Origin of the sequence: Olsenella phocaeensis, from assembly GCF_900120385.1 — a bacterium.
In the GTDB taxonomy this organism is placed as follows: domain Bacteria; phylum Actinomycetota; class Coriobacteriia; order Coriobacteriales; family Atopobiaceae; genus Olsenella_I; species Olsenella_I phocaeensis.
Window position 1 is genome coordinate 1,468,203 of record NZ_LT635494.1, and the last position, 16,763, is coordinate 1,484,965.

The following is a 16,763-nucleotide window of genomic DNA, read 5'->3' on the forward strand; positions in this document are numbered from 1 at the left end:
TCGTACGTCGCTGGCGGCGGGGCCCTCCTGCGGTCGGAGCCCTTCCGTCCGGCGGGAGACCCTGTGCCCCGCAACCTTTATACGCGAGCGGGGCGTTAAGGGGCTAGGACGCAAACGCAGAAGACTTTCTTAAGGCTGGCAGGGGGGCGAGAGAGGCGAGGGCGCGCGGAATCCCGTTCCGGGCATCCTGCGGCACGCGTGGGCTGCATGGCCTGCATGACGAACGCAGCATGCGCGACGCGCGTGGGGCTGCATGGCGCACGTGGCCTGCATGGCGCGCGTGACGCGCAATCCAGCCATAGACTGCGCTCCTCTCGCTTGCGACCTGCGCATTCTCCGAATCCCGCGCAAACCACGCATGACCTGCGAGCCGGGACGCCACCCAACGCACGGCCTGCGCCCAACCCCCCCGCGTCACGCGTTCCGAAGGGCCCACAGCGCCTGCACCTGCCCTGCAAGCCACTCGTAGCTCCAGAGCATCTTGGACCGGGACCTGCTGTTGGGGTCGCGCACCACGATCGAGTCCCCGTCCATACCCGCAAGGACGACGAAGTGCCCCGTGGTCGTGAAATCCCCTGGCCCCATGACGCAGATGACGGGGTTTCCCGCCTCGAGGTTGGCGCGCACGCGACCCTCGTCCAGCGGGAGCTCCGTCACGTCGAGTCCCAGGAGGCTCCCTCCCTCGGGTATGAGGCTCCACTCGCTGCCGTCCGCCCGACGCGAAGCCGTGCGCCGTGGCAAACTCCGCCGCCTCGCGCGGCAAGAAGGAAGGGTCTCCCGTCAGGTAGACGTACGCCATCGACAGGCAGGTGGGACCGCAGCCAGAGAGGGCGAGGTACTGGCCGGCATACCATTGGTAGCCCCAGCGCTCGTCCCACTGGAGCAGCAGCGGCACCTCCCGCGACCCCACCAAGGACGAGAGGTCGACCGGCTGCACGAGCTCGTGCTTCGCCGCGTAGTCAAGGACGAAGCGGCGCCTCGGGGTTGCGGTCGTAGAGCTCGACGAGCTCTGCCGGGGTCCCTTCGGGCGGTCGCGCCAGGGAGCAGCCCCCCTCCTGCCAGGCAAGCCAGAACGCCGCCAGGGCAAGGAGAGCCAACGGGACCAAGGCGGCAAGGAGCGCACGTGCGACGAGCCGCTCCACAAGCGCGGGGTCTCCCAGCACGAGGTCCCTGAGCATGGGCCGCCACGTCCTGCGCGCGGGGCGCCTCCGCAGGTCGCACCACGCCCCGCGCCCGAAGCCCTGCCGGCACCGGCGCCACATCCCGCACGTGGAGCCCCTGCGTGCCAGCTGCCAATCGCCGCCCCGAGCTTCGCGCACGACAGCGCCCCCTGCCCTCGCGTACATCCAGACCTCCCCCACCCGCAGGCCAACGTTCCAACTACCTGCGTTTATACGGGTAGGGCAGCTTAAGGAGCCAGGGTCCAAGCGCGAAAGACTTTCTTAAGGCAGGCAAGGCGAGAGCTGCGCGGAATCCCGTGCCGAACGTCCCGCAACACGCGCGGCGCATGAGCCAACCCGCGGCATCCGGAGCCTCCGACATGGGAGTCCCACGGCTCGCGTGGTGCGCAAAGCAGCCGTAGCCTGCGCGCCTCTCGCCCGTGAACTGCGCATTCTCCGAATCTTGCACAAACCATGCGCGGCTTGCCCCTTCTCCGAATCCCGCGCAAACCATGCGCGGTCTGCGCGCGCAAGCGGCGCCGCCAGGCCAGCCCCAGCCGTGCAGCGCCTATACTGGGTGCACCGCGACCGAGGGAGCCCCATGAACTACGCGACCATCAAGTACTTCGACATCGCCAACGGCACGGGCGTGCGCACCACGCTCTTCGTCTCGGGCTGCCGCCTGCACTGCCCCCACTGCTTCAACGAGGAGGCCTGGGACTTCAACGCAGGAAAGACCTTCGATCGCGCGACGGAGGACAAGATCATCGCCAGCCTCGAGCCCGACTTCGTGGATGGACTCTCCATCCTGGGTGGCGAGCCCACCGAGCCCGAGAACCAAGCCGGCCTCGTCGACTTCCTCGAGCGCGTGCGCCGCGAGCGCCCTGACAAGGGCATCTGGATGTACAGCGGCCACAGCTGGGAGCAGCTGCGCCCCGGCGGATCCCAGCACACGGAGCACACCGACCGCATCCTCGCCTGCCTCGACGTGCTGGTGGATGGTCCCTTCGTCCAGGACCTATACGACATCACCCTGCGCTTCCGCGGGTCGTCCAACCAGCGAATCATCGACGTCCCCGCCTCGCTCGCCGCAGGCGAGGTCGTACCGTGGCAGGACGACCCCGTCTTCGCAACGCACACCATGGAGTAGCGCATGAGAATCTCTGACCTCGGCAGGCCCACCTTCCTCAACACCCTGACTAGCCTGGACCCGCGCGAGCCGCTGACCTGGCTCATCGTCCTCCTGGCCCTGGCGGCCGTCGCCGCGGTCATCGCCTTCTTGGCCCTGCCGCAGCTCGAGGACCAGCAGCGCCTGGTGCTCGCGGTCGCGCTCTTTGCCATCATCTGGGCCGAGACCTACCTCATGCAGCGCTACCAGCGCCGCAGCTAGACGCGCCGGTGCCTCGCCGTGCCCAGTGCGAGGGCGAGGGTATCCGCTACGCAGACGGCGGCGATTGCGCAGGTCGCATGACGTGACGCCCGCCCGCTGTCGTCGGTTTCCAGGTCGGCGTCGCACTTTGGGTGATTTCAAAATTTGTGTGTGGCCTTCGCTTACAATCGTCTTTCTCGGCAAGCCTTCTACCTGCTCTTATATGTTTTCTAACCTTGTAATACACCCCGTCGGGCGAGAAAAACCACATACAACTCTTTGTACGATCCGGTCGGGCGAGCCGCCCTGGGGCGAGAGGAGCCGCATGCCACGCGGCAGCCCCTACCTACGCGCGCGCCTCTGCGCCTGGCCCAGAAGCAGCTGGTGCAGCCCCCGCAGCGTGAGCGTCTGGTCGCAGCTCAGAAGCCCGGACAGCGGCCCCTCTCCCAAAAGGCGCGCCATGTCCTCCGCGCGGGTGCCCGTGAGCACCACCGTAGGCTCGCAGCCCAGCTCGCCCATCACGCGGCCGACCAGGCCCTCGACACGAGCGACCTCCCCCAGCACGATTCCCGCCTGCATGGCCTCGCGCGTGGAGCGGCCTATGACGGAGCTCGGAACCTCCAGCTCCACCTGGGGAAGACGCGCCGCCGCCTGCTTCAGGGCACGCGCGCCCAAGGCCAGACCAGGGGCGATCACGCCGCCCGCAAAGGCGCCGGACGCGTCCACGACCTCGACGTTCATCGTCGTGCCAAAGTCAACCACCACGACGGGCGAGCCGTGGCTCTGACGCGCCGCGAGGGCATCGGCGATGCGGTCGGGCCCCACCTCGGCGGGGTCACGATAGGCCATGCGCATCCCCGTGCGAAGGCCCGGCCCCACCACCAGGGGGCGCACGCCCAGGCTGCGTTCCAAGGCCTGGGCCCAGACGTCGCTCAGAGAGGGAACCACGCAGGAGAGGACCGACGCGACGCGCGTCCGGGCGGCAGCCTCACCGGCACACGACACAGCGACAGCCCCGCCCACGCCACCGCCGTCGGTCGCACCCCCCACGAGCGCTCCGGCGGCAACGCCCCCGCAAAGCCCCTCTCCCCCGCCCAGAAGCTCCAGCACGGAGCCGAGCTGCAGGCAGGCTTCGTCCACCGTGAGACTTTGCGGGGTGGTGAGCTCGCAGGTTCCCAAGGGCTCGTCCGTCTCCCCTGCCGACGCGGCAAAGAGCCCGAAGGAGCTCGTCGTGTTGCCCACGTCCACGGCAAGCGAGACGACCCCCGTCCCGCCTCCCCCGCGCTGACCCATCAGACCATCTCCTTAGCTCGTGACCCATGCGCTACACTCTAGCAAGTCTGTGGCGCTCGTCCGGCCCCGCAGGCGCCCGTAGCAACCCGACTCCTCGCCCGCGCACCGGCGTGTCGGCACAGGGGGAGCGGATATCCTGAAGGGACTGCATATGGACAACGGCACCAGCCGCGCCTCGTGGCGTGGCCAGCTCACCCTGCGCGGAGCGATCATCGGCTGCGTGGGCTGCGCGATCATCACCGCCTCCTCCGTCTACACGGCGCTGCGCCTGGGGGCGCTCCCCTGGCCCATCATCTTCGCGGCCGTCATCTCGCTCTTCTTCCTCAAGCTGCTTGGAAACGCCAGCCTCAACGAGGCCAACGTCACCCACACCATCATGTCCGCGGGCGCGATGGTGGCCGGCGGCCTCGCCTTCACCATACCCGGCGCCTGGATGCTGGGCCTCGCGAGCCAGATCGGCTGGGTCCAGATCTTCCTGGTGGCGCTTGCCGGCACGGGCCTGGGCCTCGTCTGCACGGCCCTCATCCACCGGCACTTCATCGTGGACGCGAACCTCGAGTTCCCCACCGGCAACGCCGCGGCGCAGACTCTCAGGGCCACCGAGGCGGGCGGGCGCACCGGCAGGCAGCTTTTCGGCTCGATGGGCATTGCCGGGGCCTACGCCCTGCTGCGCGACGGGCTGCACCTCGTGCCCGCGATGCTGCTGCAGCTGCCCATTCCCGGCGTGGCCTTTGGCATCTACAACTCGCCCATGATGCTCTCCGTCGGCTTCCTGATCGGCGGCGTGGCGGTGGGCTGGTGGCTCCTGGGCGGAGTCGTCGCCAACTTCGGCATCGTCGTGGCCGGAAGCACCGCCGGCCTCTGGGACGTCGCCAGCGCCCAGGGCATCGTGAAGAGCCTGGGCATGGGCCTCATGATGGGATCGGGCGTGGCCGTAGTGGTCAAGGACATCCTGCCCCAGATGGCCAATGTCGTCCGCGGCCTGGGTTCCAGCGACGCGCAGGGCGAGGACGTGGCCACGACGGCCTCGCTCGTGAGCGGCAACCTCCGCCTCGACGCGGGCATCCTGGGGCTCGCCACCGCGGCAATCGCCGTGCTCGTCTGCTTCGGGCTGCAGCTCGGCCCCATCCCGGCCGTCGCGGTGGTGCTGCTGACCTTCGTCACCACCATCATGAGCGCCCAGTCCTGCGGGCAGACGGGCATCGACCCCATGGAGATCTTCGGACTCATCGTGCTGCTGCTGGTCTCTGCCTTCGCCCACCTGCATGAGGTGCAGCTCTTCTTCATCGCCGGCGTCGTGGCCGTGGCCTGCGGCCTGGCGGGCGACGTGATGAACGACTTCAAGGCAGGACACGTCCTGGGCACCGACCCCCGCGCCCAGTGGCTGGGCCAGGCCATCGGCGGCGTCCTGGGGGCGCTCGTCGCGGCGGGCGTCATGGTCGCCCTGGTGAGCGCCTACGGTCCGGACGCCTTCGGGCCGGACAAGGAGTTCGTGAGCGCCCAGGCCTCCGTCGTAGCCACGATGGTGTCGGGCATCCCCAGCGTACCGGCCTTCGTGCTGGGACTTGCGGGAGGGCTTGCGCTCTATTTCGCCCGACTTCCCGCGATGATGCTTGGACTGGGCGTCTACCTGCCCTTCTATATGAGCGTCACCGCCGCGCTGGGTGCCGTGGCGCGCATCGTCTACGAGCAGGTCAGCGCACGCAGGAACGCGGGCCTCAGCGAGGCGGAACGCCAGGAGGCGGCCGAGAAGGCACAGGAGAGCGGCCTCGTTGTGGCCTCCGGCCTGCTGGGCGGAGAGTCCGTCATGGGCGTGATCATCGCCTTCGCCTCGATCTTCGCCAGCATGGCGTAGGTGAGAAGGACACGGGACATGGCTCGGGGCGTCGCTCGTGCGGGCGGCGCCCCTTTCTTGTGGCGGTGTCGCCTGGGGAGTGGGGCGTCGCCGTGGAGAGCGGCGGCGTCGCCGCGGGAGGCGCGATGTGGGCGGTTCATCTGCCGCCACGGCATGTCACAGCCACGAGAGTCGCGAAGTGAGTGGTCCGCCCGTCGCCGCAAGCGAGAAGTGAGTGATTTCGATCTCTTTTTCGGGAGAGAAACCACCCACTTCGCCCATTACGTATCGCGCACGCGTCGAACGAAGCCGAGGCTCCGACCCAACCGCCCGCTCGCGTCGCGAAGTGAGGTACCTCCGACCAACAACCGGCAGCAACGCTCCATAATGGAGGCAACTTTCACACAAGCGTTGCCACTACGAAGCTGCGAGGTCACTCATGCACTACATCAAGTTGTTGGAGCCGGGCGATAATCGCCACGTAGAGCCGAAATAATGTAGCCACCCACGGCCAAGCGCAAGCGGCCACTGCGCCGTTGAGCGACCTGCGCTGGTTTTTGCCGACANACCCCCGCGCCCAGTGGCTGGGCCAGGCCATCGGCGGCGTCCTGGGGGCGCTCGTCGCGGCGGGCGTCATGGTCGCCCTGGTGAGCGCCTACGGTCCGGACGCCTTCGGGCCGGACAAGGAGTTCGTGAGCGCCCAGGCCTCCGTCGTAGCCACGATGGTGTCGGGCATCCCCAGCGTACCGGCCTTCGTGCTGGGACTTGCGGGAGGGCTTGCGCTCTATTTCGCCCGACTTCCCGCGATGATGCTTGGACTGGGCGTCTACCTGCCCTTCTATATGAGCGTCACCGCCGCGCTGGGTGCCGTGGCGCGCATCGTCTACGAGCAGGTCAGCGCACGCAGGAACGCGGGCCTCAGCGAGGCGGAACGCCAGGAGGCGGCCGAGAAGGCACAGGAGAGCGGCCTCGTTGTGGCCTCCGGCCTGCTGGGCGGAGAGTCCGTCATGGGCGTGATCATCGCCTTCGCCTCGATCTTCGCCAGCATGGCGTAGGTGAGAAGGACACGGGACATGGCTCGGGGCGTNGGACCCGTTCTTCGACGTAGTCGACAAGCGCTACGAGAAGGACGCGCCCGACACGCCCGTCCCCACCAGCAACGCGCCCGCCAACAACTGGGACGAGCTCTTCGCCGGTGACGACACGCTGCCCTGCGCGCTGGGCCGCATGTTCGACAAGGCGTCCGTCTTCGTCATGCGCGGGCCGAGCTTCCGCGGCGCCGGCTGCGACACGCTCTCGGCCGAGGCCGTGCCGTCGGTGGCAAAGGCAAGGGTCCAGGGACGGGTGCCGACGCAAATCGGCCAATCGCACGCTGGCGCATCGGCGATTTTAATCTGGCCAGGATTGGCGGTTTGCGCTCGGCTCTCTGGTGGCTATTTATGCCCGGCTCTTACAAAGTTGTTTATTACGATGTTCATCGCATCGCTTCTCTCAAACCTTGTCATTGTATTCTTCAGGAAGGACAGGGACTGATGGCAGTCTCGGAAGCCCAAAAGAGGGCAAGCGAGAAGTATCACAAAGAGAAGGTAAAGCAGACAGCTGTCCGCTTCTACCCTGCCGAGACCAACCTCTGGGAGTGGCTCAACGAGCAGCCCAACAAGGCGGGATACATAAAGCAGCTCATACGCGAGGACATGGAACGTAAGAGAGGCTAGCCCCGCAACCGACTCTGACTTCTGCGGACTAATGCCATGAAAACATAGAACCCCCTGCCCTCTTCGAGGAGCGCAGCCAGAACTCCGAAGGAGGTCACCGCGACGTTGACGGTGCGGCCGCTTCGCCGCCGAGCGCAGCACGACGCTCTCCCACACGCCCTACACGCTCGCCAACGACAAGCAGATGCAGTGCTACAGGAGCATCTCCGCACGCGCGGGGAGCAGCCGCAATATCCGCATTTGCAAAACCCAGATGATAGTCCTCGTAAAGCGGGGGCCATCGGTTTGAGTCCGATAGCTGGCTCCATGTTTTCGCAGGTCAGGGGCTTGTCCCCTGACCTTTTTCGTTTGCTGCCACGAAAGCTGCCACAATCCTGCCACGGATTTGGGAAAAGTTCTCGGCGGCGGTTCCACACACTACGCGCACAAAAAAGCCCCCGGCCACGGATTTCCGTAGCTCGGGGGCACGTTTTTTGCGATGGCGGAGGTCATTCCTTCTTGGGCCTTCCGCCGAGGCGTCCGTTCCTGCGGTTCTGCCCGAACCTCTCGGCGTTGCGCATCATCTTCTCGGACGCGACACGACCCTGCGAAAGCTCGTCGGAGGATATGAGCTCGAAGTCCGCCAGGCTTTCCAGGTAGGACATGAGCGCCTTGGTGCCATCGAAGCGGAGCTCGTCGGACAGTATCTCGGCGTCTATCCTCTCGGACACCGGAAGGCAGTGTCCCGTCGCAGACGCCATGAGCTCGCAGACCCGCCACCAGCGCTCGTAGCCCTCGTAGCCGAGAACCCTTATGAGACGGCGGCACTTTATGTCGCCGGCGCTGTTTGCGTCGTGTGAGAAGTAGGCCATCGGGGCGCTGGATGGGTCCTCTGAGCACATGCGGCACCGCCTCCTATTCTTTGCTGCGTTCGTACTCTCCATGAAGTCGGGGCCATCCCCACGCGTACGGGGAGGACCCTCCCACTTGCGCGACTACGCCTTCCAGTCGGTGCGGGGCTTCGGGGTCTCCCCCTCGTCCGCCCGCTCGATCTCTTCCTGCTCGTCTGCCACGTTCGGCTCCAATCTGGCTCGTGCGGGCCAACAATCCCCCTCCCCGTGCGGGCCGGGGGCATGGGAAGCCCACGCCGTGCGGCGGGGGCCGATCTCCTGGCGAGGGCGGTTTAGCGACTCACCCGGGTCGGGCAGCGCGCGCTTGCCTCATGGTCGGAGCTGCGGGACTCGAACCCGCACGGCCATGGGCCACGTGCTCCTGGGGCACGCGCGCCTGCCGGTTCCGCCACGCTCCGTATGAATGTGCTCGATGTGTGGTATAAGTTCGTTGATGACATTGCAACCCAGGCTAGGAGTCGGGGTGACGGATGTCATTTTTTATGGGTCTAAGACCTCTACCGTGTCGAACGTCCCGTCGTCGGGTTGGATTACCAGTCAGAACGACACTGCTCCAAAACCTGGTTCATCTTGTTGGCGTCCCTCGCGATGCCCATGGCGATGGGTCGGCGGTACTCGCGCTGCGTGGTATTCTTCTCCATGATGGCTTCTCTCTCTTGGTGGTTCCGTCAGTTCGGCCCCGTGGCAGCGGGGTCGTTTTTGTTGCTATCGCTTGCTGCGGAGGTGCTCTATGAGTGCCGTTACCAGGACGGCAACGACGCAGGTTATCAATGTGTTCATGTCCCCTCCTTGTGCTAGGATGCTTGCAAGGGTGCGGGGCCTGTGCGGGCGCCCCGCTTTCGGATTACCTCGGATGCTTGGGCTTGGTCGGCTGGCGTCTGAGGTTTTCCCTTATCCGCGCTATCAGTGCCTTTAGCAGGTCGTATGCGACCGCTGCCATCAGCCCCTGTTGGATTACCAGTCAGAACGACACTGCTCCAAAACGCTTGCGGCATCGATGTAGCGCATCACCTTGTAGCAGACCACGTCGAGGTCGTCATGCGCCATGGGCTCCTCCTACTCAATCGAGGCCAGTTCGAAGAGAATCGAGCGGCACACCTCACCACGCTCGTTGAGCGCATCACACTCGATGTTCGCGAAAAGCTCTCGTTCGACCGCATCCTCCGCATCCGAGAGCTGCGCCTCCGTGTACGCCGACAGGTCAGCGGGGAACCCGAGTTCGCCAAGGACGTCAATCTGCGTCTTTTCGAGGGCCATACTTCCTCCTCCTGCTGTCCGTCGGGTATGTCGTGATTATATTCCCGGTGTCCGGGTTCCGTACGACCGTCACTTCGCTGCCGATGATCTTCTGTGCGGGCCTGCCATCCTTGCCAGGGGCCACCGGGAAGACTTTCAGAAGGCTCGCCAGGGCATCGGTTGGATTACCAGTCAGAACGACACTGCTCCAAAACTTCATGGGCTTTCCTCCTCTCAAAAACATAACGTTCGTTAGGACGATTCCGATAGTAGCCTTACGTACGTTAGGTTTCAAGTAAGAATTTACTCTTTTCCTAATTTTTGTTAGGATTCACGTAATAAAGAACGGAGGTCCAAATGGATATAGGAAGGGCCATTCGTGAGATAGCGACCGAGAGGGGCATGAAGCAGGCAGACATTTGCCGCCTGACTGGCATGAGCGACGCGCACATGAGCCAGATTTGGAACAGCAAGAAGTACAACCCGTCGGCAAGCGCCCTATTCAGAATCTCGGTCGCCCTTGGCGTCGATGCCAACACGGTCATGTCTTTGGCCGAGCGGTATCAACACCCAAAGGACAAGCCACAGCAATCACCACCTAAGTAATGACCGACGCGCTCCGGACGCTGGCTGGCGCCGGTACAGAACACTAGTTCGTAGGTGGGACACAAGGACGGGAGATGGAGATGGGCGACGAGGAGAGGCTCGCGGAACTCAACGAGAAGCTGAACGAGGCAAGCAGGGCCGTCCAGGAAGCCAGGGCGTCCGAGTGGTTCGGGCGCGCGAGCCGGTGGAACGAGGCCAGGATATCGCTTGTCGCGGCAGACGTTAGACGCCATGACGGGACGGCGGCCATACTGCTGTCCTTCCTGGTCGGACTCGTAAGCTTCGCGGCGTTCGCCGCAAGCGTGTTCAACGCGTTCGGCAGGGACTCTCTCGGCGTCGGCATACTGTCGGTCATCGCGTTCGTGGCTGCAACGGTCATTGTTGTGAGGCAGGATGAAAGGCCTGAGTACGTCGCAAGCGTGCCGGACGCAGACGTTGACGCGAAGGCTGGCTACGTCCTGTCTGAGGCAGAGCGCGACTTGTGGGCTTCGTACACCGAAGCGAGGAACGCCGTTGACCACATCAGGAACGACATATACCAAATCGAGCACCGTGACGAGATAGAGGCCGCGAGGCGCAAGGCTGAGGAGGCTGAGGCAGCAAGGAGGGCAGAGGCGGGGCGCGCCGAGAGATACAAGCACGCCAAGCCAGAAGACGCCGAGGCGCTGCGCCAGAGGCTTGACGCATGCGTGCCAGCATCCCTGCGCACCGGGCACGGGTCTCCGTCAGTAAGCCCGAAGAAGGCCAACCGCAAGAACGGAACGGTATGTCCGAAGTGCGGCTCGCGCAACACCATGCCGATAGCGTCAACAAAGAAGCTTTCGGCAGGTCGCGCCGTGGTCGGCGGGGCCGCCTTCGGGGCCGTCGGGGCCGTCGTTGGCGCGACGTCAGGCCACAACAGCAAGGTCGAGTTCATCTGCCGCGACTGCGGCAGGCGCTGGAAGATATAGCCTTCATGCCTCGTCGCCGCAACAGCTGGGGCAGCGTCACGCGCGTGGCGAAGGGCCGCTACCGCCTGAGGTACTGGGGCACCGACGCCACGGGCACGTACCGGCGCATGAGCGAGACCGTGGACGGCACCAGGCGCGACGCGGAGGGAGTGCTCGCCCGCAGGAGGGTCGAGCACGACTCGGAGCACGCGACGCCGACGGTCGGGCAGGCCTACGAGACGTGGTGGGTGCCGTGGGCCGAGAGGCGCGTCACCGACGGGCGCATGGCGAGAAGCTCGCTCGTGCAGTTCGAGTCAGCGTGGCGTAACCACGTGGCCCCGAGGTGGGCGGACGCGCAGCTCGACTCGGTGAGGCCCGCACAGGTCCAGGCGTGGCTCCTGTCACTCACGCGCTCGGTTGGATTACCAGTCAGAACGACACTGCTCCAAAACCGCAGCGGATACTCTCCGGAAAAGGAATCAAGGAGCACGACCGCCTCCTGTTCCCCCACGAGCTACTCGAGTCCCGGTACATGGAGATGGGAATGTCGCAGGCGGATGCGCATGACCATGCACAGGAGACGTACAATTACGCCAAGGCACTGTCCGACTACAAGACGAGAAACGGCCTTTGGTGATGCTCCGCTACAGGAAGAAGACAGAGAGCGACGAAGCGGTGTCCTACGACTACACGGTCGAGAACACCTCGTCCCCCGTTGGGACCGTCACGCTCGACAAGCGAACCGGCGTCTTCGAGATATCCGAGGCATCCAACGACGAACATGCCTACTATGCCCAGCATCTCGTACTGCTCATGCGCGACTTCGAGAAGTCGGGCGAGTACAGAGACGTTGGAGAGATGTTCTGGTATTAGGGCCGTCTAGGTCCTGCTCTCTCACTCAATGGCTGAATAGACCGTTCGTGACGTGCGCGTGAGCGACCGCTGACACTCCACTCGTACGCCGGGAAAGGCCCGGCGCTCGAGAGGGAGGTTTCTCTATGGCCAAGGACGCGACCGAGGGCGAGGGGCTCGTCCCCAAGGACCCCGAGGGCGGCGAGGGCGCGCAGCCCAACGACCCGAAGTCCGCAGGTGGGACCGCAGGCGGCGAGGGAGAGGGCGCGACGCCCAAGGACCCCGAGGGCGCGACGGTCAACCGCAGCAAGTACGACGCCGACGTGCGCCGCCGGGACAAGGAGATCGCGAGCCTCAGGGAGCAGCTCAAGGCCCTGAACGACGGCAAGGCCGCCGCAGGGGACGAGGCTGCGTTGGATTACCAGTCAGAACGACACTGCTCCAAAACGCGGAGGCCAAGCTTCGCGACCGCGAGTGGCTGAGGACGGGCAAGGTACCGCCCGTCGGGTACGACTCGGACGCGACCAGGGCGAAGAAGTCCAAGGACAAGGCACATGCCAAGGAGTTCAGGACCGCCACGAAGCTCGCGGCCCATGGCTACTCCGTCACGTTCTGGGACGACGAGCTGCATGAGCCGAACCCAGACGGGAAAGGGACCGTTACCATTGGACGTTCCGACCTTGCGTCAGGCGTCGAGATAAAGACGCTAGATGGGGCAAGTTCCTACTCGACCGTCGACGGGCACATGAGAAATGCAAGAGGAAAGAGGGGTGTTTCCCTCGTCGTTCTCGACTTCAGCCAAAACAAGGCACTTGATGACGAGCAAGCCGTGTCATTCACGCGGAAGGCGATGAAGAACCGTCGCATCAGCGAAGTGGCCGTGATCGACCACGCGGGAGTGATAAGCAGACTTCATCTAGAAAAATAATGACGGGTCCCTGCTCCACAGCTGGTGCATAGACCCGTCTGACGGAATTGTACCCAATCTCACAGTTGGATTACCAGTCAGAACGACACTGCTCCAAAACGGAGTGGCTCTCGCACGGCGCGACGGTGGGGTTGGATTACCAGTCAGAACGACACTGCTCCAAAACCAGCTGGACAACGCTACGACCTCGGGCTGCGTTGGATTACCAGTCAGAACGACACTGCTCCAAAACTAAAGAGTTAGGCTTATGAGAACCAAGGCCGCTGGATTACCAGTCAGAACGACACTGCTCCAAAACGAGCGTGCGCGGCTGCACGCCCAGCGCCGCGTTGGATTACCAGTCAGAACGACACTGCTCCAAAACCGCGTGGCGCGCCTGACGGCGTCCCTCGTGGTTGGATTACCAGTCAGAACGACACTGCTCCAAAACTGGTAGTAAAGCTCTAGCGTTCGCTTTAAACCTGCGAAAGGGCATAGAGAATTGCGTCGCAGTCTTGACCATACTCGTTCAGGCCATCGTCCGATAGGCCCCGGAGCTGCAACTCCTCAGTTACCTTGTCATCCGCATCCAGCCACTGCGAATCTGTGAGGGACGATATGTCGTGGGGGATACGGAGAGTGTCAAGAATCTGCTCCTGCCTCTTCGTCAGTGCCATACCGCCTCCTCATCTTCTTGTTCGTCGGGTATGCCGTGATTATATCCCTGGTCGTTGGATTGATAACTACTGTGACATCGCTCCCAACAATTTTCTGGGCCTTACGGCCTTGCGAGTCGACCGTAACGGGAAAGGTATGCATTGGACTTGCGATTGCCCTTTTAACCTGTCCGTCTGTGATTCCCCTTTCGGCCATCCGCTCGGCGGCGTGCCTGGTGGCCCTCGGCGCGTTCTTCGCGCCCCTCGGCTGCACGGAGAGCTCCGGGGCCCTCTCGCGGCTCGCGTCGCGCCTGAGCCACGGCCTCTCTGAGGTGAGCTTGCGGATCTCCTGCTGGCCCTTCCAGATGCGCGCCTTCGCGGCCGCGCGCTCGAGGTCGCTCGCGTGCTCGTTGGCGGCCTGCCTCTTGGCGGCGCGCACGTCCGCCTCGAGCGCCCTCTGCCGCTGGGTGTCCCGGTAGACCTCATCGCGGTCCCATCCGGCGTCCCCGTCGGGGTCCTCGCTGAAGGCGTGGCCCATGCCGGGCACCCAGGGCGCGAAGCCGTGGCGGCAGTTGACGCCCCCGTTGGATTACCAGTCAGAACGACACTGCTCCAAAACAGGGGCAAGGCGTCGGCGGTCTGGCAGGGGTTGGATTACCAGTCAGAACGACACTGCTCCAAAACTGCGACTGAAGCCATCTATGTGCTAAGGGACGGAAGCGGGTCAATCTTCCTCAAGAGGTGAACGATGCGAGGCCGTTTCCTTCCAAGCAACTGGATGGGCGTGCCTCGCTCCAATGTGAGTATACCAGAAACAGAGGTGCGTAATGCCGACCGTGACCATATGGCACGCCAAGTGGTGCGCCCCGTGCAGGGAGTTGGTTTTTAAGCTCATCCGTACACCCTCCCGCCTTTCCCGGGCTCATCCGCACGCGTGCGGATGAGCCCGGGAATCCCCTCCCATAGGGGCCGGCGGGCACGTCCGGCCCTCCGGGGAAAGGGGCCTGCCATGACCAAGGGCAAGCCGAGCGGATGGCGCCGGCTGGACAGGGCCGAGAGGGCGGCGACCGAGAGGGGGCTCGACGCGAGGAAGTCGGCCCGGGGCCTCGCCGGCGACCTCGGGAGGCCGGCCTCGTCCCCGTGCGACGAGGCGAGGCGCAACGGGGTGGTGGCCAAGGGGCCCGGCAGGGGCGAGCGCGTGGGCGTCGTGCCCGAGGACGCGTGCCCCAAGCTCCTCACCTGGCCCTACGCGTGCAACGGGCGCGGGTACCGGCGCTACCACTGCTCGAGGAGGTGGAGGCGCGAGCACTCGGCCGCGAGGGCCCGGGCGCCCGCCGACACCCTGCTCTCGCAGTCCCGGACGGGCGTCGACCGCGACGAGGGCCAGCTCGAATGCATGATGGGGGCCATCGGGTCGGACATCGCCCGCGGCCTGTCCCCCGCGCAGATAGCCGACGCCCGCCCCGCCGAGCTCAGGGTGCCCCAGTCGACGGTGTGCCGCCGGATAGAGCGGGGGCACGGCGGGATGAGCGACCTGGACCTCAGGCGCAAGCGCGGCTACAAGAAGCGCAAGCACACCGCAGGCCCCAGGCGGACGGCGCACGGGCCGGAGCGGAGCTTCGCCGCCTTCGTGGAGCTCGGCGACGAGCGGCGGGGCGGCGCCTGCGAGATGGACACCGTGATAGGCAGGGCGAGGGACGAGCAGCGCATCCTCACCCTCTACCCGCGACCCCGCAAGCCTCAGCTGGCGACCCTCCCGCCCGAGAAGTCGTCGGGCGCGGTGGCGGCCGCGCCCGACTCGCTCGAGGGGGCGGTCGGGAAGCGGGCGTTCGGGCGGGCGTTCGGGACGATTCTGACCGACAACGGCGCGGAGTTCGCGGGCGCCGAGGCGATCGAGCGGTCGGCCCTGCCGGGGAAGGCCGCCCGGACAAGGGCCTGCTACTGCGACGCCCGGCAGTCCCAGCAGAAGGGCGGGCGCGAGAGGAGCCACGCGGAGCTGCGCAGGCTCCTGCCAAGGCGCAGGGGGATCGGCTTCGACGACCTGACCGCGCGGGACCCCTCCGCCGTGATGTCGCAGCTCAACTCCGAGCCGAGGCCCTCCCTTGCGTACCTGACCCCCGCGTCGATGCCGCCCTCCGCCTACGGGGACGACGGGCGGGCCCTGCTCGACGCGCCCGGGATCGANGTCGCTCGCGTGCTCGTTGGCGGCCTGCCTCTTGGCGGCGCGCACGTCCGCCTCGAGCGCCCTCTGCCGCTGGGTGTCCCGGTAGACCTCATCGCGGTCCCATCCGGCGTCCCCGTCGGGGTCCTCGCTGAAGGCGTGGCCCATGCCGGGCACCCAGGGCGCGAAGCCGTGGCGGCAGTTGACGCCCCCGTTGGATTACCAGTCAGAACGACACTGCTCCAAAACAGGGGCAAGGCGTCGGCGGTCTGGCAGGGGTTGGATTACCAGTCAGAACGACACTGCTCCAAAACTGCGACTGAAGCCATCTATGTGCTAAGGGACGGAAGCGGGTCAATCTTCCTCAAGAGGTGAACGATGCGAGGCCGTTTCCTTCCAAGCAACTGGATGGGCGTGCCTCGCTCCAATGTGAGTATACCAGAAACAGAGGTGCGTAATGCCGACCGTGACCATATGGCACGCCAAGTGGTGCGCCCCGTGCAGGGAGTTGGTTTTTAAGCTCATCCGTACACCCTCCCGCCTTTCCCGGGCTCATCCGCACGCGTGCGGATGAGCCCGGGAATCCCCTCCCATAGGGGCCGGCGGGCACGTCCGGCCCTCCGGGGAAAGGGGCCTGCCATGACCAAGGGCAAGCCGAGCGGATGGCGCCGGCTGGACAGGGCCGAGAGGGCGGCGACCGAGAGGGGGCTCGACGCGAGGAAGTCGGCCCGGGGCCTCGCCGGCGACCTCGGGAGGCCGGCCTCGTCCCCGTGCGACGAGGCGAGGCGCAACGGGGTGGTGGCCAAGGGGCCCGGCAGGGGCGAGCGCGTGGGCGTCGTGCCCGAGGACGCGTGCCCCAAGCTCCTCACCTGGCCCTACGCGTGCAACGGGCGCGGGTACCGGCGCTACCACTGCTCGAGGAGGTGGAGGCGCGAGCACTCGGCCGCGAGGGCCCGGGCGCCCGCCGACACCCTGCTCTCGCAGTCCCGGACGGGCGTCGACCGCGACGAGGGCCAGCTCGAATGCATGATGGGGGCCATCGGGTCGGACATCGCCCGCGGCCTGTCCCCCGCGCAGATAGCCGACGCCCGCCCCGCCGAGCTCAGGGTGCCCCAGTCGACGGTGTGCCGCCGGATAGAGCGGGGGCACGGCGGG

20 protein-coding genes, 1 tRNA gene, 3 pseudogenes and 1 CRISPR repeat array are annotated in these 16,763 nt (G+C 65.7%); of the genes and pseudogenes, 12 read left to right on the forward strand and 12 right to left on the reverse strand.

Annotation, left to right across the window (positions count from 1 at the left end):
* Positions 1-414: 414 nt before the first annotated feature.
* Entirely contained in the window at positions 415-741 is a 327-nt protein-coding gene (locus BQ7388_RS07140) for a C39 family peptidase (protein WP_072500123.1), read from the reverse strand.
* Between the two features lie 218 nt (positions 742-959).
* Positions 960-1,178: a hypothetical protein gene (locus BQ7388_RS12030; RefSeq protein ID WP_129583185.1), complete on the reverse strand. Its 219-nt coding sequence runs from the start codon at positions 1,176-1,178 to the stop codon at positions 960-962.
* A 583-nt stretch (positions 1,179-1,761) separates the two neighbouring features.
* Between BQ7388_RS12030 and nrdG the strand changes: the two genes are divergently transcribed.
* Together nrdG and BQ7388_RS07155 are read left to right on the forward strand one after the other, a co-directional pair.
* On the forward strand, positions 1,762-2,310 hold the full coding sequence (nrdG, locus tag BQ7388_RS07150; protein ID WP_062530561.1) for an anaerobic ribonucleoside-triphosphate reductase activating protein: 549 nt from the start codon (positions 1,762-1,764) through the stop codon (positions 2,308-2,310).
* A 3-nt stretch (positions 2,311-2,313) separates the two neighbouring features.
* Positions 2,314-2,550: a hypothetical protein gene (locus tag BQ7388_RS07155; protein WP_072500125.1), complete on the forward strand. Its 237-nt coding sequence runs from the start codon at positions 2,314-2,316 to the stop codon at positions 2,548-2,550.
* A 321-nt stretch (positions 2,551-2,871) separates the two neighbouring features.
* Here BQ7388_RS07155 and BQ7388_RS07160 read toward each other — a convergent pair whose 3' ends face one another.
* The gene (locus BQ7388_RS07160; protein ID WP_072500126.1) at positions 2,872-3,822 is read right to left on the reverse strand and encodes a type III pantothenate kinase; all 951 of its coding nucleotides are present in this window, start codon (positions 3,820-3,822) and stop codon (positions 2,872-2,874) included.
* A gap of 151 nt (positions 3,823-3,973) precedes the next feature.
* Here BQ7388_RS07160 and BQ7388_RS07165 point away from each other — a divergent pair, with 151 nt between their 5' ends.
* The 4 genes and pseudogenes from BQ7388_RS07165 (at position 3,974) to BQ7388_RS07180 (ending at position 7,371) form a co-directional block, all read left to right on the forward strand.
* Positions 3,974-5,677: an OPT/YSL family transporter gene (locus BQ7388_RS07165; protein WP_072500127.1), complete on the forward strand. Its 1,704-nt coding sequence runs from the start codon at positions 3,974-3,976 to the stop codon at positions 5,675-5,677.
* A 536-nt stretch (positions 5,678-6,213) separates the two neighbouring features.
* Positions 6,214-6,711, forward strand: coding sequence for an OPT/YSL family transporter (locus tag BQ7388_RS07170; protein WP_072500128.1), 498 nt, complete (start codon positions 6,214-6,216; stop codon positions 6,709-6,711).
* Positions 6,712-6,760: 49 nt separating this feature from the next.
* Positions 6,761-7,189 (forward strand): annotated as a pseudogene (locus tag BQ7388_RS07175) (hypothetical protein); the annotation flags it as partial.
* Entirely contained in the window at positions 7,189-7,371 is a 183-nt protein-coding gene (locus BQ7388_RS07180; RefSeq protein ID WP_072500130.1) for a hypothetical protein, read from the forward strand. The pseudogene BQ7388_RS07175 and the gene BQ7388_RS07180, both read left to right, overlap by 1 nt.
* 488 nt (positions 7,372-7,859) lie before the next feature.
* Here BQ7388_RS07180 and BQ7388_RS07185 read toward each other — a convergent pair whose 3' ends face one another.
* The 4 genes from BQ7388_RS07185 to BQ7388_RS12035 all read right to left on the reverse strand — a co-directional run bounded on the left by BQ7388_RS07185 (position 7,860) and on the right by BQ7388_RS12035 (position 9,717).
* Complete coding sequence (locus BQ7388_RS07185; protein ID WP_062530553.1) at positions 7,860-8,252, reverse strand: Lin1244/Lin1753 domain-containing protein; 393 nt, start codon at positions 8,250-8,252, stop codon at positions 7,860-7,862.
* Between the two features lie 321 nt (positions 8,253-8,573).
* Positions 8,574-8,659, reverse strand: a tRNA-Leu gene (locus BQ7388_RS07190).
* Between the two features lie 658 nt (positions 8,660-9,317).
* The gene (locus BQ7388_RS07195; protein ID WP_072500131.1) at positions 9,318-9,518 is read right to left on the reverse strand and encodes a hypothetical protein; all 201 of its coding nucleotides are present in this window, start codon (positions 9,516-9,518) and stop codon (positions 9,318-9,320) included.
* On the reverse strand, positions 9,493-9,717 hold the full coding sequence (locus tag BQ7388_RS12035) for a hypothetical protein (protein WP_129583186.1): 225 nt from the start codon (positions 9,715-9,717) through the stop codon (positions 9,493-9,495). The genes BQ7388_RS07195 and BQ7388_RS12035 overlap by 26 nt, the downstream gene beginning before the upstream one ends.
* 137 nt (positions 9,718-9,854) lie before the next feature.
* Here BQ7388_RS12035 and BQ7388_RS07200 point away from each other — a divergent pair, with 137 nt between their 5' ends.
* Positions 9,855-10,103, forward strand: coding sequence for a helix-turn-helix domain-containing protein (locus BQ7388_RS07200; protein ID WP_072500132.1), 249 nt, complete (start codon positions 9,855-9,857; stop codon positions 10,101-10,103).
* Between the two features lie 74 nt (positions 10,104-10,177).
* A complete protein-coding gene (locus tag BQ7388_RS07205; RefSeq protein ID WP_072500133.1) occupies positions 10,178-11,053 on the forward strand; it encodes a hypothetical protein in 876 nt (291 codons plus the stop codon).
* A 211-nt stretch (positions 11,054-11,264) separates the two neighbouring features.
* Here the strand turns inward: BQ7388_RS07205 and BQ7388_RS12350 are convergent, their stop codons facing one another.
* Positions 11,265-11,441, reverse strand: coding sequence for a hypothetical protein (locus BQ7388_RS12350; protein ID WP_159430810.1), 177 nt, complete (start codon positions 11,439-11,441; stop codon positions 11,265-11,267).
* A 227-nt stretch (positions 11,442-11,668) separates the two neighbouring features.
* On the opposite strand from BQ7388_RS12350, the gene BQ7388_RS07215 reads away from it, so the two are divergent.
* The 3 genes from BQ7388_RS07215 (at position 11,669) to BQ7388_RS12040 (ending at position 12,812) form a co-directional block, all read left to right on the forward strand.
* Positions 11,669-11,905, forward strand: coding sequence for a hypothetical protein (locus BQ7388_RS07215; RefSeq protein ID WP_072500135.1), 237 nt, complete (start codon positions 11,669-11,671; stop codon positions 11,903-11,905).
* Between the two features lie 125 nt (positions 11,906-12,030).
* Positions 12,031-12,366 (forward strand): hypothetical protein, encoded by a 336-nt coding sequence (locus tag BQ7388_RS07220; protein WP_072500136.1) that lies wholly within the window; start codon positions 12,031-12,033, stop codon positions 12,364-12,366.
* A 263-nt stretch (positions 12,367-12,629) separates the two neighbouring features.
* The gene (locus tag BQ7388_RS12040; protein WP_129583187.1) at positions 12,630-12,812 is read left to right on the forward strand and encodes a hypothetical protein; all 183 of its coding nucleotides are present in this window, start codon (positions 12,630-12,632) and stop codon (positions 12,810-12,812) included.
* 64 nt (positions 12,813-12,876) lie between these two features.
* Positions 12,877-13,243: a CRISPR direct-repeat array (repeat unit 36 nt; unit sequence GTTGGATTACCAGTCAGAACGACACTGCTCCAAAAC).
* Between the two features lie 24 nt (positions 13,244-13,267).
* On the opposite strand, the gene BQ7388_RS07225 is transcribed toward BQ7388_RS12040, so the two are convergent.
* The 4 genes and pseudogenes from BQ7388_RS07225 to BQ7388_RS13515 all read right to left on the reverse strand — a co-directional run bounded on the left by BQ7388_RS07225 (position 13,268) and on the right by BQ7388_RS13515 (position 15,776).
* Positions 13,268-13,468: a hypothetical protein gene (locus tag BQ7388_RS07225; RefSeq protein ID WP_062530542.1), complete on the reverse strand. Its 201-nt coding sequence runs from the start codon at positions 13,466-13,468 to the stop codon at positions 13,268-13,270.
* Positions 13,434-13,721 (reverse strand): DUF4258 domain-containing protein, encoded by a 288-nt coding sequence (locus BQ7388_RS13235; RefSeq protein WP_072500486.1) that lies wholly within the window; start codon positions 13,719-13,721, stop codon positions 13,434-13,436. The genes BQ7388_RS07225 and BQ7388_RS13235 overlap by 35 nt, the downstream gene beginning before the upstream one ends.
* Before the next feature lie 78 nt (positions 13,722-13,799).
* Positions 13,800-14,015, reverse strand: a pseudogene (locus BQ7388_RS13240) (phage minor capsid protein); the annotation flags it as partial.
* 354 nt (positions 14,016-14,369) lie between these two features.
* The gene (locus BQ7388_RS13515; RefSeq protein ID WP_407668494.1) at positions 14,370-15,776 is read right to left on the reverse strand and encodes a hypothetical protein; all 1,407 of its coding nucleotides are present in this window, start codon (positions 15,774-15,776) and stop codon (positions 14,370-14,372) included.
* 471 nt (positions 15,777-16,247) lie between these two features.
* Here BQ7388_RS13515 and BQ7388_RS12355 point away from each other — a divergent pair.
* Positions 16,248-16,763, forward strand: a pseudogene (locus BQ7388_RS12355) (IS30 family transposase); the annotation flags it as partial.